This is a genomic window from Cupriavidus pampae, from assembly GCF_914271485.1.
GTDB lineage: Bacteria > Pseudomonadota > Gammaproteobacteria > Burkholderiales > Burkholderiaceae > Cupriavidus > Cupriavidus pampae.
Genome location: NZ_CAJZAG010000005.1, coordinates 54,100 through 70,527 on the forward strand (window position 1 = coordinate 54,100; position 16,428 = coordinate 70,527).

General features: G+C 63.3%; 15 protein-coding genes. 4 read left to right on the plus strand and 11 right to left on the minus strand.

Translation table 11 applies throughout. From position 1 onward, the window contains the following. The first annotated feature begins 35 nt into the window (after positions 1–35). Complete coding sequence (locus tag LDO41_RS13325; RefSeq protein ID WP_223988825.1) at positions 36–407, plus strand: winged helix-turn-helix transcriptional regulator; 372 nt, start codon at positions 36–38, stop codon at positions 405–407. A 17-nt stretch (positions 408–424) separates the two neighbouring features. Here LDO41_RS13325 and LDO41_RS13330 read toward each other — a convergent pair whose 3' ends face one another. The 3 genes from LDO41_RS13330 to LDO41_RS13340 form a co-directional block, all read right to left on the minus strand. Then, complete coding sequence (locus LDO41_RS13330) at positions 425–754, minus strand: DUF4148 domain-containing protein (protein WP_223988827.1); 330 nt, start codon at positions 752–754, stop codon at positions 425–427. Positions 755–893: 139 nt separating this feature from the next. Further along, positions 894–3,455, minus strand: a complete 2,562-nt coding sequence (locus LDO41_RS13335) for a hypothetical protein (protein WP_223988829.1) — start codon at positions 3,453–3,455, stop codon at positions 894–896. Between the two features lie 332 nt (positions 3,456–3,787). Continuing rightward, positions 3,788–3,988, minus strand: a complete 201-nt coding sequence (locus LDO41_RS13340) for a hypothetical protein (protein WP_223988831.1) — start codon at positions 3,986–3,988, stop codon at positions 3,788–3,790. A 222-nt stretch (positions 3,989–4,210) separates the two neighbouring features. On the opposite strand from LDO41_RS13340, the gene LDO41_RS13345 reads away from it, so the two are divergent. Beyond that, complete coding sequence (locus LDO41_RS13345; RefSeq protein WP_223988833.1) at positions 4,211–4,678, plus strand: YaiI/YqxD family protein; 468 nt, start codon at positions 4,211–4,213, stop codon at positions 4,676–4,678. A gap of 14 nt (positions 4,679–4,692) precedes the next feature. Here the strand turns inward: LDO41_RS13345 and LDO41_RS13350 are convergent, their stop codons facing one another. Beyond that, complete coding sequence (locus LDO41_RS13350) at positions 4,693–5,610, minus strand: LysR family transcriptional regulator (RefSeq protein ID WP_223988834.1); 918 nt, start codon at positions 5,608–5,610, stop codon at positions 4,693–4,695. Between the two features lie 109 nt (positions 5,611–5,719). On the opposite strand from LDO41_RS13350, the gene LDO41_RS13355 reads away from it, so the two are divergent. After that, on the plus strand, positions 5,720–6,184 hold the full coding sequence (locus LDO41_RS13355; RefSeq protein ID WP_223988837.1) for a hypothetical protein: 465 nt from the start codon (positions 5,720–5,722) through the stop codon (positions 6,182–6,184). Between the two features lie 56 nt (positions 6,185–6,240). On the opposite strand, the gene LDO41_RS13360 is transcribed toward LDO41_RS13355, so the two are convergent. Beyond that, complete coding sequence (locus LDO41_RS13360; RefSeq protein WP_223988839.1) at positions 6,241–6,528, minus strand: hypothetical protein; 288 nt, start codon at positions 6,526–6,528, stop codon at positions 6,241–6,243. A 297-nt stretch (positions 6,529–6,825) separates the two neighbouring features. On the opposite strand from LDO41_RS13360, the gene LDO41_RS13365 reads away from it, so the two are divergent. Further along, positions 6,826–7,794, plus strand: coding sequence for a SphA family protein (locus tag LDO41_RS13365; RefSeq protein ID WP_223988841.1), 969 nt, complete (start codon positions 6,826–6,828; stop codon positions 7,792–7,794). Here LDO41_RS13365 and LDO41_RS13370 read toward each other — a convergent pair. Genes LDO41_RS13370 through LDO41_RS13395 form a run of 6 tightly spaced genes read right to left on the minus strand, consistent with a single transcriptional unit; the run spans position 7,766 to position 16,380 of the window. After that, positions 7,766–8,722, minus strand: a complete 957-nt coding sequence (locus LDO41_RS13370) for a DUF58 domain-containing protein (protein WP_223988843.1) — start codon at positions 8,720–8,722, stop codon at positions 7,766–7,768. The two genes, LDO41_RS13365 and LDO41_RS13370, sit on opposite strands and share 29 nt — an antisense overlap. Further along, positions 8,722–9,702 carry an AAA family ATPase gene (locus tag LDO41_RS13375; protein ID WP_223988845.1) on the minus strand — a complete coding sequence of 327 codons (981 nt, stop codon included), beginning with the start codon at positions 9,700–9,702 and terminating at the stop codon, positions 8,722–8,724. Before LDO41_RS13375 ends, LDO41_RS13370 begins: the two co-directional genes overlap by 1 nt. Further along, the gene (locus LDO41_RS13380; protein WP_377741585.1) at positions 9,699–12,272 is read right to left on the minus strand and encodes a spermidine synthase; all 2,574 of its coding nucleotides are present in this window, start codon (positions 12,270–12,272) and stop codon (positions 9,699–9,701) included. The genes LDO41_RS13375 and LDO41_RS13380 overlap by 4 nt, the downstream gene beginning before the upstream one ends. Then, on the minus strand, positions 12,269–14,071 hold the full coding sequence (locus tag LDO41_RS13385; RefSeq protein ID WP_223988846.1) for an arylsulfatase: 1,803 nt from the start codon (positions 14,069–14,071) through the stop codon (positions 12,269–12,271). Before LDO41_RS13385 ends, LDO41_RS13380 begins: the two co-directional genes overlap by 4 nt. Before the next feature lie 20 nt (positions 14,072–14,091). After that, positions 14,092–15,156 (minus strand): HAD family hydrolase, encoded by a 1,065-nt coding sequence (locus LDO41_RS13390; RefSeq protein ID WP_223988848.1) that lies wholly within the window; start codon positions 15,154–15,156, stop codon positions 14,092–14,094. A gap of 9 nt (positions 15,157–15,165) precedes the next feature. Beyond that, the gene (locus tag LDO41_RS13395) at positions 15,166–16,380 is read right to left on the minus strand and encodes an SUMF1/EgtB/PvdO family nonheme iron enzyme (RefSeq protein ID WP_223988850.1); all 1,215 of its coding nucleotides are present in this window, start codon (positions 16,378–16,380) and stop codon (positions 15,166–15,168) included. Between the last annotated feature and the right edge of the window lie 48 nt (positions 16,381–16,428).

The following is a 16,428-nucleotide window of genomic DNA, read 5'->3' on the forward strand; positions in this document are numbered from 1 at the left end:
CCGCAAGAACGCACGAAAAGGTAAGTCACTGACTCATGAGAAAGGTCTACACGCCGGAAACCGCCGCACTAGGGGTCGAAGAGGTTCTTCGGAAACTGGAAGGCCGCTGGAAGCTGATCATCCTGTTCCATCTGTTCGACGGAAAGATTCAGCGCTATTCCGACCTCGAGAAATTGATTCCCGGCATCTCGCAGAAGATGCTCGCCCAGCAGCTTCGACAACTGGAAGCGGATGGAATCGTGTCGCGAAAGATGTATGCGGAGGTGCCGCCAAAGGGCGAATACCGTTTGACCGAATGGGGCCAGGCGCTATGTCCTGCGTTGGATGCGATGCTGATGTGGGGGGAACAACGTGAGGCGCAGTCATCCACAGCTCTTCTCCCCGAGGGAGAAGAGCGCGGAAGATAATTCATACCGCAACCGTATCAGGCGCCATCGGTGTAGACGCTACGCGGATCGTCGATGCGATAGTGCGCGGCCATGAGGTGGAAGCCCGAAGCCTGCGGCTGCACCGACATGCCCACTGCGGCCGTATGGTCCTGCTTGGCGATCTTCGCTTCAGCAGCCTGGATGGCAGCCGGGTAGGTGTAGTTGTCGCCACGGAACGGGGTGAAACCGGCCTTTTCGACACGGACCAGATCCGCACGGACTTCAGCGCGCGTCACCGGGCCATTCTGATCAACGGTTTGAGCGAACGAGACAGCGGGAACAGCCAGGGTGCAGGCGATCAGCAGGGTGCGTGCAAGTGTTTTCATGATTGGTACCTCTCTCTGGGTTGGTTTGCCTTTTGGCGGGAGATCATCATGCGATGAACTTGTACGCAGTATTGGCGTTGAGCACTGACCCGAGACTGACCGAATCATTACAAGATTGTCAGCATGCACCCCCTTCACATCAATTCGGCCACATCCGATCCACCCAATCGGAGAACACCTTCAGGCGTGTGGGCTCCGCGCCGTGATTGCGGGCGGACATGACGCTCCATAGCGTGTATTGCTGCGTCGTCCAATCGACCCAGCCGCCCACCAGATGGGGCTGCCCCTTGCTGTTCAATGGCAGCGGCGTGCGTTGAGGGTCCAGGCAGAAGCGGAATCCTGATTTGCTCTCGATCTCGTCACCGAAGCGCGCGTTCGGATCGCAGCGACGCCACTGCGCATAGGTCGTATCCGCGTACATCCTGTTGTAGAGCGAGATCGAGCTGTTGATGAATTTCAGGTGCAAGCCCGGTGTCACGGTCTCGAGTTCGCGGAAGCGTGACTTCTCCCATGTATCCGGACCGCGATCCACTACCTCGCCGACACCGAGCTTGTGGTTGGCGAGGTCGGCCCGACTCTGCAGGCCGCCGTTTCTGAACAGATTATTGGGATCGTTCGGGTCCGGCGCATCGAACGGCAGATTGGTATTGGCGAGCTGCGCCAGCTTGGTCCGTACCTCGAAGAACCGCACCAGATGCATCGACGTGACCGGTCCCGGTGCTTTGGCGGTGATCAAATCATCGGCGAGGCCCGTAATGAACCCCATGTGATACGGCCAGTCCATCGGGCCGACCGATGCGCCAGGCCATCCGGGGTTGATCGTCATCTGCAACTGATACCACTGGTTGGTGCGATAGAACGACACCAGACGCGGCTCCCACGAGAAGTAGTTCTCGCGGCCACCCTGCTGCACGTACAGCATGTGCGGCGCGACATAGAACACGCTCGGCCAGCTGAACGGCCAGCCGCGCCGTTCGCCCTGCCCGACCCATGCGCCATTGCCATCGCGCGATCCATGCAGCCATGCCTGCGGGCCTTCCAGACCGTGGCGATGCGCGAGCTCCCATTGCCTGACGCCCATCCAGTGCATCACGCCAAACTGCGCGCGTTCGACGAACGCCTCTCGCGTGAACGCCGCGGGCAGGTTCGCTAGCCCAGCCGTTTGCGCGGACATTCTGGCTTGCAGGATTCTGCCGCCAATCTCGCCGCCATAGGGCTGCGACGGATCCGGCGAGAGATGCGAGCCGCGTCCGCCGCCGCCGAATTCGATGGTACGGGCACCAAGATCGCCGAGCCACGCCTGCGCGCGTTCACGTTGGGGCGTGCTCAGATGGCTCCAGTCGCCGTAGCCACCAGCGGGATTCCTGTTGGCCTTCAGCCAATCGTCGATGCGTTGAAAAACCTGCTGCGGGTTCTGATCCGGGATGCCACGCGTCTCGAACAATCCCGCGCTCTGACCCGCTTCCGGCGCCCAGATATCCAGCGGGCTTTCGATCGGGAGCCAGGCGTTCCAGTCCGGTAACTCCAACGGAATCGGCATCTCGCGCGTGTTGAGGACCTTGCCGGGGCTCGGGTCCATCGCGGCATCGAGATCGCTTTGCGTGACCGCTGCGGCGCTGCCAGCAGGTTTGCCTGTGAAGGCGTTGAGGAAGGACGCGGCATCCGGCAACACGGCATCCAGCCCCGCGCCTGCGGCCCACTCTGCCACGGGGCGGCTGTCGAGACCGGGGCCCGGCTGATACGGCGGATTCCACGGCGCGGCCTGTGCCACGTGCGGCACCGATGAAGCCAGCGACGTACGCAGATACGCCACGATCTGATTGCCCTGCTCCGTGCTCAGGCCGTGGAAGCGCGCACGCTGCACGATCGAATTATTCGAGTAATTGAAGTACTGCAGATCGCGTCCATCGCTGGCATGGCACGATGCGCATGCCGCGCGCAATGTCCGGGCCACGATCGGCGATTTACGCAGGACATTGCCGCCATGCCAGAGCGCGCTGCCTGCCTGCGCATCCGACACGGTGTAGGCGGTGGTCACCTTTTCCGCCGCGATATCTTTCCATCGCTTTGGCATGCTCAGCAGATCGCGGCCGCTGTTGTCCTGCAGTTGCACATCGAGAATGCGGAAGCCGTTGGAATTGCCGTCGGTACCATTAAAGCGAAACTCGATGCGATTCCCAGTTGATGCGGTCAGGCGCGACCTCGCGGCGCCGTCGATGGGAATACTGAAACGGATCGCCACCTGTGCGCCATTCACGCCGCCATGCGCGCGCTCCGCTTCGGGCATGGTGATGTTGGCGTCGGTGATATCGATCCACGGGGCATTGGCGGCATCGCGGGCGCCCGCGATACGCAAGCTCGCCGCGACCTTGGTCAGCGGCTTCGACAGTGTTTCGAATTCAGGCGAGTTATAGAAGCCGCAGCGATGGCATCGAACGGTGAGCCGCGTGGCCTGCGCGATGGCATCGGCATCGAGCGTCAGATTGGCTACGGCGATGGTCGGCGCGTCGGGGGCGCCGTTGCCGAGCACTTCGATTGGCAGCACGAGCGCTGCATTGTCAATCTGCGGCGATGGTCCCGCCGCGCCGCCCGGCCCTCCCGCTGATGCGGCACTATCGCCTGATTCGCCGCCGCAGGCGCTCAACACCAGACAGGCGAGCACCATCCCGCGCGTCGCCACGCGCATCCATTTCTCGATCATCGACATTCCCGGTGAACTGCAATGATGACTCTGCGACGGGCGTGCCAATTTATAGAAACGGAGGCCGCCTGCGTCTTATGGTTTTTTTAATAACAATTGGAAACTGACTTTATTCATTCGCACGTTTATCGTTAAACGCGCATGCGAAGTTCAGCCGTCTCCAACGGACGACATTCTGCGGGAATCGGAATGGCAAGGAAATGCCGTGGACGGTTTACTTGCGCGTCATGGATGGAAAAACAACGATCCGACGACTGGATAAATTTTGGAGCGAGGGCTCACTGATATGCCTGGCGTGCGGCGCGACCGCGTCGCACGCCAGCCACCACGACTCATCCCGGCAGCTTCATCGACGTCTTGCCCGGCGCGGGGTCGGGTTCGTTCAGCACCGTGTCGATGTGCTTGGCGAGAAGAATGGCCTCCAGCACGGCCCTTTCCCTGGCGGTGTCGCGTCCACCGGTGATGGTTGTCATTCTGGATGACGACAGTTCGTCCTCCTGATGCAGGTCAACGATATTGAGTGTGGTTGCCATGATTAAGCTCCATTGATTGTGTGAGTGAGCTCTGGTCTTCGTTGCCGCATCCCTGGCTCGCTATGGCATTCGCATGGGTCGTGCCAGCGCGTAAGTGTGCGTACTAAGCCACCATTCCGCCCATTTTGCGGGGTGACAGCGCAGGAGGAGTTCGTGGGCACCCAACAGTCCGGCTACAGGTGTTGGTTTAGAATGAGCGCCTTCTCCCCTGGAAGTACCGCAATGCAAATACTGGTCGACGCAGACGCCTGCCCGGTTGTCGTCAAGGACATGCTGTATCGGGCCGCGCAGCGTGCGGAAGTGAATGTCACGCTAGTGGCTAACCAGTTCCTGCGCACGCCGCCTTCGCGCTTTATCAAGTCGGTACAGGTGCCGTCGGGGTTCGATGCCGCGGATAACCGTATCGTCGAAATGGCAACTGAAGGGGATCTGGTGATCACCGCGGATATTCCGCTCGCGGCGGCCGCACTCGATAAAGGTGCGCAGGTGCTCGACCCTCGCGGCACGTGGTTTAGTCGCGAGAATATTCAGGAGCGGTTGACCATGCGTGAGGTGATGGACCAGCTGCGAGCCTCGGGCATCGACACCGGCGGTCCCGCGCCGTTTTCTCCGCAGGATGGCAAGACGTTTGCCGGGCAGCTGGATCGCTTTCTGGCACGCCATGTACGGAAGCCCGGATCAGAGGCCTGACTCAGAGGCAAAACTTATTTCGGCCATCGCCACGCCGGATCGGCGAGATGCTCGGCAAAGAAATCCGATAGCGCTCTGATCTTTGCGGGGCGGCTACGAGCTGACGGGGTCACGAAGTACAAGCCACCCCGCGTCATGTTCCAGTCGGGAAGGATCCGCACCAGCCGGCCGTCGCTCAGATACTCGCTGGCAATGAACTCCGGTAATTCGGAGATCGCCAGCCCCTGCAGCAGCACGGGGATCATCGCATCCGAATTGGTCGTGCGCAGCGGCCCGCTGGGCGCCACATCTTCCTGCGAGCCATCGCGGTGGGTGAACTGCCACACCTGCGTGCGGGCGCGGTACGCGTAGCTCAGGCACGCGCGATTGGCCAGATCGCGTGGATGCTTCGGACGGCCGTGCTTCTTCAGATAAGCCGGCGATGCCACCAGATACTGCGTCACGCTGCAGAGCTGCCGGGCCACCAGCGAGGAATCCGGCAGAACCGCGATTCTCAATGCCGCATCAAACCCATCCGCGATGAGATCCACCGTGGCATCGGACAGGTGCAGGTCGACGGACAGCTCCGGGTACTGCTCGATCAGCTTCGGCATCAGCGGCGCTACCCAGCGTAAGCCGAACGACATCGGAATCGCCAGCCGAATCAGGCCGCGTGGGCTCACCGCAAGTTCGTGCGCTTCGCTCTCCAGCTCCTCCGCCTGCCGATAAATATCCCCCGCTCGCCCGGCCATCTGATTGCCGAATTCGGTCAGTGAGAGTTGGCGCGAGGTGCGATTGAACAGCCTGCCGCCAAGGCGCTCTTCCAGCCTTCCCACCGCGCGGGAGACGGTAGGCACCGACACGCCCATGATGCGCGCCGCGGCGGCGAACGACCCTTCCTCCGCGACCTTGGCAAACATGGCGAGACCCTCAAAGTCAGGAAGCTTGCTCATTTCATTTCTGCAACGATGGATTTCTGGCAATTCTATTTTGGATTGCCAAAGTCCGTCGATAAGCTTCTTGCATATCGCTCAACATCGCATCCACGAGGGCCACTTTCCCATGACGCAAATCGGCAGTATCACCCCCGCCGCCCTGCCGCGCTTCCCCGCTGAGCCCACAACTAAGCCGACCAACGACGCAGGCAAGCCTGCCGACGACGCGAATGCAGCGGCTACAGCTAGTGGCGAGACGCAAGCCGACGGCTCGCCAGTCGTCACAGCGCCGAGTGACACCGACAAGGCCAGCGATGACAAAAGCAAAACATCGGAAAGCGTCAAAGCGCTCAAGGAACAAATCGAGCGCATGCAAAAGCAACTGACGGAATTGCGGGAGCATCTGCAGGCCGTGCAGAGCGAACACACGGACGAGCGCGAGAAAGCGATGCTGACTGGCGCGCTCGAGACACAGCTCGCGATGCTTCAATCCGCGGTGATGGTGGCAACGATGAAGCTGGCCGAAGCCATTGCCAATGAGAGTGGCAAGATCCTGGACAGCACCGGCGGAAAATTACCGGCGCGCACCTGATTGCATCGTTGCCCTGGGAGGATTAACTGGTCATCGCCAAGATGACCGCAGCGATATTACATGCCAGCCAGCGATTCGCCCGGCACGCGTCCGCCGATGATATCGAGACCACGTTGTACTGCGGCGCGCTTGGCCAGACCGAGGCTTTCCCAGTTTTGTTCCGGCAGCTTGAACACGCGACCGTTGGTGTCCGACGGAGTTTCGCCTTCGCGGCAGATGACGACCGAAGCGCTGTAGGTGCGGTCCGGTTTTCGTTCATTCCACTCGCGCGTGGGTGCATGGAACTTGTAGACCAACGGGTAAATGTCGAAGCCGTTGGCGCGTGTTGCTGGATAGTTATCCATGATTTCCTCCCCTTTTGAAGCTTGAGAACCTCATCCACTCTACGCTTGTTCTGTTACAGCGCTGAGGTTTATTTTCCGCGGACGCATGCGCCCACACCATCGGCAAGTGCCGTGCCGCTGGTTGCGGCGCGCGTTCGTCGTGCTTTATGAGTCACACGTTAAATCCACGGGACAGTGTAGCGCAGTCGGATCGCTTTAATTCGCAACATCAAAAACTACAGGTCGCAATCACTGCACGCCGCTGTCATACCCGGCCAGAATCCAAGGGCCAGCGCCTGGCGCTAAGAGGAGAGCGACATGAGGCATGCCAGCGTCAATGTCGGTGCGATCGTTGGGGCGTTTGTGGGATGCCTGTCGCTGCTGCCGTTGCCGAGCCATGCCGTCGAAGGCGCGCTAGGGCGGCCGGTAACGGGCACCAGTGTCACGCCCAACGCGGGGATCGTGTCGCCCGAGCCGATCATGGCGGTGAACGTGGCGCAGATCTACCTGAACGGGTCGGTTGGCGGCGGTCGCGCGGTGCCGATCATCGGACAGACATCGACTGGCATCAATGCCGAGATCGCCTTCACGCTGGCTACATTCATGAAGGTATGGGACACCGGACCCGGCGCGTGGAACTTTGCATCGAGCTTCACGCTGCCGTACCTCTGGACCGAGGTCAACGCCAATTTCGCGGCGGGCCGGTTACAGGGCGCCCGCTCGGATCGTGCGTCGAACCTGTTCGACATTACGTTCGCGCCCATCATTGCCGGCTATCACTTCTCGAAGACCGAGCACGTGTCCGTGAGCCTCAACATCTGGGCACCGACCGGGCAATACGACGTCAACGCGCTGGCCAATCCGAGCCTGAACAACTGGACCTTTATCCCGCAGGTCGCCTACACCAGGATCTTCGCCGAATACGGACTGCAGTTCGATGCCGTGGCGGGCGTGCAGTTCTACACGCGCAACAACGCCACGGACTACCGCAATGCGCCGCTGTTCACGCTCGACACGCTGCTGCTCAAACACTTCGGCAAGGGCTTCGCGGGCGGTGTGATCGTGGGCACCACGCAGCAACTCGGCAACGACAACGGCCCCACCGCCGATCGGCTCAATGGCTTTGTCGGGCGTGACTGGGCAATCGGGCCGATCCTGACCTATGACACCAAGGTCGGCGCCAAGAGCATGCTCTCGCTGGGGCTGCGCTGGGTGCCAACGGTCTCGAGCAAGAACCGTATCGACAGCACTCGCACGTTCATGGGGACGGCGACGCTCGTGTTCTGATCGCGCCGACATCGGGCCGGCCGAGCAGCCGGCGCAACTGCACGTCGGTGGGTTCGGCGGCCGACAGCGGCAGCAATGGCACGTCGATCGCGCGATGCCAGTCCATCAGCGCCACGCTGTGGTCATCGGCGAACTGGCGAATGCTCTGCCGCAGTGCCGCGTTGCCGAAGCCGAGTTCCACCTGCAACTCGCCATTGCTGACCACCAGATGCCCGGAGTCCGGCAGTTCGAGCAGGAACGGGTCGTAGACCAGCACCGACAGCACATCGTTGCGGCCGCGCAGCGCCATCATCAGATGACGCGTGTGGCTGTCGCTGCCATCGAAGTCCCCGATCACGATGACCAGATGATCATGATGCGCCAGACGTAGCGCGCTCTCGAGCGCCGCGTTGAGCCGCAGCGCGCTGCGTTGCGCGGGTGCATCCGCACGCAGCGCCAGGTTGTAGCGCACCACCTCGCCCAGCAGATGGAGCACGCCATGGCGGCTGCGCTGCGGCGGCAGCGCCGTCTGTCCGGTATCGCCGAACACCACGCCACCCACGCGATCGCCGTCCGCCAGCACGCGCCATGCGGCCAGCGCGGCGACTTCAGCGGCACTGACCGACTTCATCGAGCGACGGCTGCCAAAGAACATGTTCATGCGTTGATCCACCACCAGCAGCACGGGGCGCTCTTTCTCTTCCGCATAGACGCGAACGTGCGGCGTGCCGGTGCGCGCGGTCACGCGCCAGTCCATGGTGCGCACATCGTCGCCGGGCAGGTAGGGACGGAGCTCTTCGAACGCCAGGCCGCGGCCGTGTACACGCGAGGCATGCCGGCCCGACAGCAGACTATGTACTGGCTGACGCGTGCGGAAGTGAAAGTCCCGCACATTGGCTTCCAACGCCGCCAACGCTGCTGCGTCGACATTGACCCCGGCCTGTGCCATCACGCCACCGCCACACGCTGCAACAAGCGGTCGATCACCGCATCGGCGGTCATGCCACTGGCATGGGCTTCATACGAGAGGATCAGCCGGTGCCGGAAGACATCGTGCACCACGGCCTGCACGTCCTCCGGCGTGACGTGGTCGCGATTGCGCAGCCATGCGATCGCGCGGGCCACCTTGTCGAGGCCAATCGATCCACGTGGGCTCGCGCCAATCTGGATCCACCGCTTGAGGTCATCGTCAAAGCGCGCCGGATCGCGCGTGGCCTGTACCAGCGTCACGATGTACCGCTCCACGGGCGTGCTCACCGTGATGTCCTGAATCGCTTCCCGCGCCGCGAATATCGCAGCCGGCGACAGCTTGCTCTCGGTACTCTGCGCAGCGGCGCCAACCTTCTGCGCGGCCTCCTCCGTGCGCGCGAGCCGGATGATATCGGCCTCGGCGCTCGCCTCGGGATAGCCAACGCTGACGTGCATCAGAAAGCGATCCATCTGGGCTTCGGGCAACGCGTAGGTGCCCTCCTGCTCGATCGGGTTCTGCGTGGCCATCACGAGGAACAATGGCTCCAGCCGGTGCGTATGGCCGCCCACGGTGACCTGCCGCTCCTCCATCGCCTCGAGCAAAGCGGCCTGTACCTTCGCCGGCGCGCGATTGACTTCATCGGCCAGAATCAGATTCGCGAAAATCGGCCCCGACTGGAAGCGGAACTCACCCTTGCCGCCGTCGGAGATGTAGATGTCGGAGCCGGTAATATCGGCCGGCAACAGGTCCGGCGTGAACTGGATCCGCGACAGTCGCGCATCGAGATGCCTGGCCAGACTCTTGATCGCGCGGGTCTTGGCAAGGCCGGGCAACCCTTCCACAAGCAGATGGCCGTCCGCCAATAACCCCAGCAGCAAGCGTTCGATCATCCGTTCCTGGCCGACGATGGACTCCCCCATGCGCGCCTGCAGGGCAATGATGTCTTCGCGGGCGCTCATCGCTTCTCTCCTGTTCTGCTGCCGGTTTGTCCGCCCACAAACCAGCGGTAATACGGGTTATCGGCATCCTCGCGCATGACCGCGGTGATATCGCGCAGCCATTGCTCCCGATCGCCACGGTAAGCGTCGAGCCCGGCTGCATAGAACGTATGGAGCGTGCGGCGTTCGCGCTGGATTGCCTGATGGAGTGCATCGTCGGCGCCGTTCAGTGGTGGATCGGCCTGGAGGTCGAGCAACTCGCGCAACGTTCCCGGAAACTCCTGCCGCCGCACCCATCCTGCATATTCGATGCGCGGGCGATCGTCGGTCACGGCCGGGGCATCGCCGGCGAACCAGTCGAGCCCGGTGCGATCGGTCACGTAAGTGGCGAGCAGCGCCGCCGGCGAAGCCACGCCCACCTCGCGCAATGCGGCCGAGACCGTCGGTTGCGCAAAGCGTGCGCCGATCGCGGCGGCATCCAGCGCCATCGGTTGCATGCTGCCAATCAACAGCATTTCATGAAGCTCGGTGGTCCATAGCGTGGCATGCGGAAAGACATCGACGAAGCTGCGCACCAGCGAGCGCGTATCGTCGCGATTCTGGGTTGGCAGCGGCAACCACTGCGCCACCACGCCGCCGGGTTCGAGACGTGCCGCCGCCAGCCGGTAGAACTCGCGCGAATACAGATTGACCACGCCGCTTGCCGACGGGGGCGGCGGCTCCAGCGTAATGAGGTCGTAGCGTTGCGCGCTCTGCAGCAGTTCGCGCCGGCCGTCGCGCAGCCGGATGTCGAGGCGCGGATCGTGGCTCGCGTTGTAGTTGCCGCGGAAGCTTGGCACCGCGCGTACCACTGCGGGCAACAGCTCGGCCGCCACGCGATGCTCGAGATCGGGATACTGCAGCAAGGCGCCCGCCGTAATGCCGGTGCCGAGTCCGATGACGAGCGCGGAGCGTGGCGTGCCGCTCTGGACGATCAGCGGCAACAGCGCCTGCAGGCGCATATAGCGCAACGATGTCATGGTATCGCCGGAATTGGAGACACCCTGGATATACAAACGTCGGAACGGCTGGCGCTTGCCTTGCTCGATGACGCCGACTGTCGCGCCGCGGCTCTCCTCGTAGAACACCAGCGATCCGCCGCGCACCTGTGCCAGCAGGCTCGCTAGCCGATCCGTCGGCGTGCTGACGGCTACCACCACAGCAACGACCGCGAGTATCGAGACACCCACGCGCGCGCGACGCGTGACACCGTTGCCGAGCGTGACGGCCACGACCGCAATCAATCCGCTGCCGGCTGCCAGCACACCCAGGGCATGGATCACGCCGAGCGATGGCAGCAGGACAAAGCCGACCAGCACCGAGCCAGCAATACCGCCGAGGGTATTCAGTGCAATGACCGCGCCAACGCCCTCGCCTGCCCTTGGCGCGTCGACGGTCAATCGCACCACGTACGGAAACGCCGCGCCGAGCAACACCGTCGGCACGAACACCACGCACAACGCGGCCGCCACAAAGCTCGCACAAGTCGCGGCGAGCAAGCTACCCGTGGCACCGAGCACACGCTGCTGGATGACCGCCTGCGTCGCCGGTAGCCACTCCCCGAGCCATGCGAACTCGAGCAATGCGACCAGGCCCGCAGCGGCGATCAGCCACGCAAACACGGCCCATGGATCGCGCGATCGCTCCACGCGCCGCGCGACGCAAGCGCTGCCGATGGCCAGCCCCGCCAGATAGGTGGCCAGCACCACCGCGAATGCAAACGCGCGCGTGCTGAGGAACTGCACGATGGCCTGTGACCACACCACTTCATAGCCAAGCGCGACGCCGCCCGCCAGTGCATAAAGTGTCAGCGCGAGCCGACGTTGCCGCGATGCCGCCGTTGGCGAGGACAACACCGTCGATCCCGCGCGCGTGGGCATGCTTGAAGGTCTGCCCGCCGGCAGCCGGCGCGCACACCAGTACGCGCCCGTGGCCGCCAGCACGTTCAGCACCGCAGCCGCGCAGGCACTGCCGGTGACGCCAAGCCACGGCAACAACGCGAACGCGGCCAGCAGCGTGCCCACGATGGCGCCCGCCGTATTGGCCGCGTAGAGTCGCCCGCCGTACGCCCCCAACGCATTCACATCCGGCCGCGTGGCCCGCAGCAGCACCGGCAGCGTGCCGCCCATCGCGGCGGCGGGAATGCCAACCAGCAAGACGGGCAACAGCCATGCCGCCGCGCCGACACGCGCATCCAGCCAAGCAAACGGCGCCGCGGCGTGGGCCAGAGTCAAGGTCGCCCCGATCGCAAGCAACGCGATCGCGGCTTCCAGCCAGGCATAGAGGCGCCACGGCGCGGCCGCACGATCCGCCATGCGGCCGCCGGCCCACCCGCCCAATGCCAGCCCGGCAAAGAATGCGCTCACGCCGATGGCGACGGCCTCCATCTCCACGCCCACCACGAGCGACAACTGCTTGATCCACAGCACCTGATAGACCAGCCCCGCCACGCCGGACAGGCACAGCAGCGCCGCAGCCTGCCAAAGTCCGGCATGCGTTGCGGCGCCCACCGTGACCGTAGCCGCGGCGTGATGGCGATGGACCGCGGTCACTTCTTCTGCTGTTGCGACTGCTGGACCTTGGCCATCTGCTCGGCCACCTGATGCTTGATCTTCTCGCTGGCCTGGTCGATCGTGAAGGTCGCAGGAATCTGGCTCGGCGGATAGTCCACGAACGTCTGCAGGAAGTTGATCGCGCGGCGATTGCCTTCGATGAACAGGTAGGGGTTCTCCGTCTCGAGCTGGTGGTACAGATTGGTCGGTCCCGTGTCCGCGCGTTCATACGGGTCCATGCGCAGGTTGAAGTATTTCGGTGCGCGCAGGCAGGTAAAAGGCTCTTTCCACACCATCATCGAGCCCCGCTCCCGCTGTTCGCAGAACACGACCTTCCACGCCGTGGGTGTGGTCGCGCCCTGCGTCAGTACGTCGTAACGCATAGCCACTAGCTCGGCATCATCGTTGAAGTAATAGAACTCGTTGCGCGCGCTCTTCTCGGTCTGCCCTGTCAGCATTGGCAACTGGTTGTAGCCGTCCAGATGAACTTTGAAGTTCTTGCCGCTCAGGCTCGCGCCTTTCAGCAGACGGTCCTTGACGTCGCCATCGCCAGCGGCCGCGAGCAAGGTCGGGAACCAGTCGAGACCCGACATCAGCCCATTGGTCATCGAGCCCGGCTGAATCCTGCCTGGCCATCGGATCATTGCCGGCACGCGGAACGCGCCCTCCCAGTTCGAATCCTTCTCGCTACGGAACGGGGTGTTCGCGGCATCGGGCCACGTAAAGAAATTCGGGCCGTTATCGGTGGTGAAGATGACGATCGTATTGTTGGTAATGCCAGTATCGTCGAGCACCTTGAGTAGCTTGCCGACGTTCTGATCCATCTCCCACACGCCATCGGCGTATTCGTGACCGGCACCGAGCCCGGCCTTGCCGCGGTTCTCCTGCCGCACGTGCGTGAACAGGTGCATGCGCGTGAAGTTCATCCACAAGAAGAACGGCTGCTTGGCCTGCGCCTGCTTCTGGATGTACTGCATCGCCGCGCCGGTGGTTTCGTCGTCGATGGTCTCCATGCGCTTGCGATTGAGCGGGCCGGTGTCCTCGATCTTGCCGTCGGCCGTGCTGTGCAGCACGCCGCGCGGATTGTAGAACTTGAGGAAGTCGGGGCTGTCTTTCGGCCAGTACGGGCGCTCCGGTTCTTCCTCCGCATTCAGGTGATACAGGTTGCCGAAGAATTCGTCGAAGCCATGCTTCGTGGGCAGGAATCGATCCTGATCGCCAAGGTGATTCTTGCCGAACTGCGCAGTGGCGTAGCCGAGCGGCTTGAGTGCCTGCGCAATCGTGACGTCGCGATCCTGCAGGCCCACGGGCGCGCCGGGCAGCCCCACCTTCGACATGCCGGTGCGGAACACGGTCTGCCCCGTGATAAACGTCGAACGGCCCGCCGTGCAGCTGTTCTCCGCGTAGTAGTCCGTCATCATCATGCCTTCACGCGCAATGCGGTCGATGTTCGGCGTCTTGTAGCCGACCACGCCGTGGCTGAACGCACTGATATTGCCCAGCCCCACGTCGTCACCGAAGATCACGAGGATATTGGGCTTGCCGCTTTGCCCTTGAGCTGGCGCCGCGGCAACCGGCGATGCACCAGCCGGCGGTGGGGTCACGGGCGTCGGCGTGGCAGGGGTGACAGGCGTCGTGGCCACGGGCGGTGGCGCGATTGGCGCCGGCGCCTGTGCCGCGGGCGTCGGGGACGCCTGCTCCGCCTTGTTGTCGTCGGCCTTCTTGCAGCCCGCCAGCGCGAGAGTAGCCAGGAGCGCCACTGTAGCGGCTACGCGCGTCATACGTTGCTCGTTGATCATCTAAGGCTCCCGTAATGGGTTCAGGGTTGCGCGAACGGATAGATGCGTGCCCAGTCCTGCTTCATGCTGATAACGGTCCAGCCACGTGTCGTGGCTTCGTCCAATGCCTTGTCGAGCTTGCCGACACTCGACTGACGGTCATAGGCAAATTCCCGCGCGGCATCGTCGTGATGCACGAGCACGGCCAGGCGCTGGCCGGCGCCGGCCATCGTGTACTGCAGCATCTCCAGATCGCCGTCCGAATTGCCGACGGCGAGAATCGGCCGCCTGCCGATCTGGTGATAGATGCCAACGGGCTTGTTCGGGCCATCGTCGATGAACTCCATGGTGGGCCCGCGTACCAGCGCCGGCTGTCCATTGCGGACTTCGAACTTCACCGCCTGCGTGGAGCCCACCACCTGCTCCGGCGGAATGCCATAGACGCGCTCCGACCACGGCCGCATAAACTCGCGCGTGCCACCGGAAACGATGTAGACCTTGAACCCATTGGCGCGCAGGTAGTTCAGCAACTCCAGCTGCGGCTGATAAACGAGGTCCGTATAGGGCCGATTGAATTTGGGGTGACGCGCGCTTTCTAGCCAGGTGCGGATGGTGCGATCGTATTCATCGACGGTCATGCCACTGTTGGCTACCGCGATCAGTTGAAACAGACTCTTCTGATCCCGCATCAACCCAGCCAGATCGTTGGCCATCAGGGCCTGGAAGGTCGGATTGCCGCGCCACTCCGGATGCTGGGGCGCGGCCGCTCGCACCTGATCGAGCAGGAAGTAGAACTGGAAATACAGTGGCTGCTCGCTCCACAGCGTTCCGTCGTTGTCGAACACCGCGATGCGATCGGCAGGCGCTACGTAGTCTGTCGTCCCCTCTTTCGTGACGGCTTCCACAAAGCGGACGATGGCTTGTTTCGCCGCGCCATCCCGCCACGACGGCAGCGCGCTGGCCGTCGCTGCAGTACGTGCGGACTGCGCGCTTCCAGCGGAGTCGGCATCGGGCGGCAATGCACAGCCACCGAACGCTGTCAGCAGCGACGCCGCGACGGTAATGCCGACAAGCAGGCGACGAACATGCGGAAAGCGTTGTGCCATGGTCGTGAATTACTCCGGTCGCGTTGTCGATTGGACGGCAAGCGGATGGGACGATCGCATTTCCGCCCAGCGACTCTCGTCCATCACCAGTCGAAAGCCGAGATGCGACATGCTGGTATAGGGATCGGTCCCACGCCGCGCACTGGGGCGATAGCTCAGGCAGTAGTCCTCGTTGCACAGGAACGAGCCGCCGCGCGTGACACGCTTGGGCGCGCTCAACGGCACGCCCGGTTCGCTCGGATCCCACGAATCGGCAGGGCCCGCCGGATTGCGCGGTGCGGCGGACGCGACGGCTTCTCGTCGAAACTGATCGGCGCGATACCAGTCCGCGACCCATTGCCACGCGTTGCCGGTCATATCGGACAGGCCGTAGCCATTGGCGGGAAACGTGCCCACCGCGCTGGTACCCGTCGCCCCGCCGGCTTTGGCACTGACCACCGGAAACGGCTGCACCTGCTGGCCCTGCCAGACATTGGCCATCTGGCGTCCGTCGGGCGCGAACTGGTCGCCCCAGACATAGGTGGCCTGTTCGAGGCCGCCGCGCGCGGCGAATTCCCATTCGGCTTCGGTCGGCAATCGCTTGCCGATCCACTTCGCATAGGCCTGCGCGTCCTCGTACGAAACCTGCACCACGGGATGGTCATCCTTGCCATCGATCGAGCTGTCGGGCCCGGTCGGATGTTTCCAGTCCGCGCCGGAAACAAAGCGCCACCAGCGCCAGTATTCGCGCAGCGGCACGGGACCATTGGTACCGACGAACACCATCGCACCGGCCACCATCGCACTCTCGGGTGGGCGCGGCGTGCCCGGGGGCAGTTGCACGCGCATCGTCTCCCAGTCCGGTGCGCGCTCCGCCGTGGTCAGGTAATGCGTGGCCTCGACGAACCTGCGGAACTCGGCGTTGGTCACGTGATGCCGATCCATCCAGAAGGCATCGATATGAACCTTGTGCGCGGGACGCTCATTGGCCTGGCTCAGCTTGTGATCGCTGCCCATCAGGAAGTCGCCACCGGGTACATGCACCATGCCGCGCGGGCCTGTCACGCCATCGCCGGGCTGCACGGCCGCGCCAGCCGCGGCCACGCGCTTGCCATGCGTGCCGTACCAATACGAGGCTCCCGCACCGGCCGCCGCCATGACAAGGATCAGCACCGCCATCCACGCGCCGCGTCGCCATGCGGACGGTGCGAAAGCTGCCGCCCGGCCTGAATGCTTCTCTCCCATTGGCACTCCTTGCTCCACATTTGGGCAATCCTCCCCAGTATGTGCAGC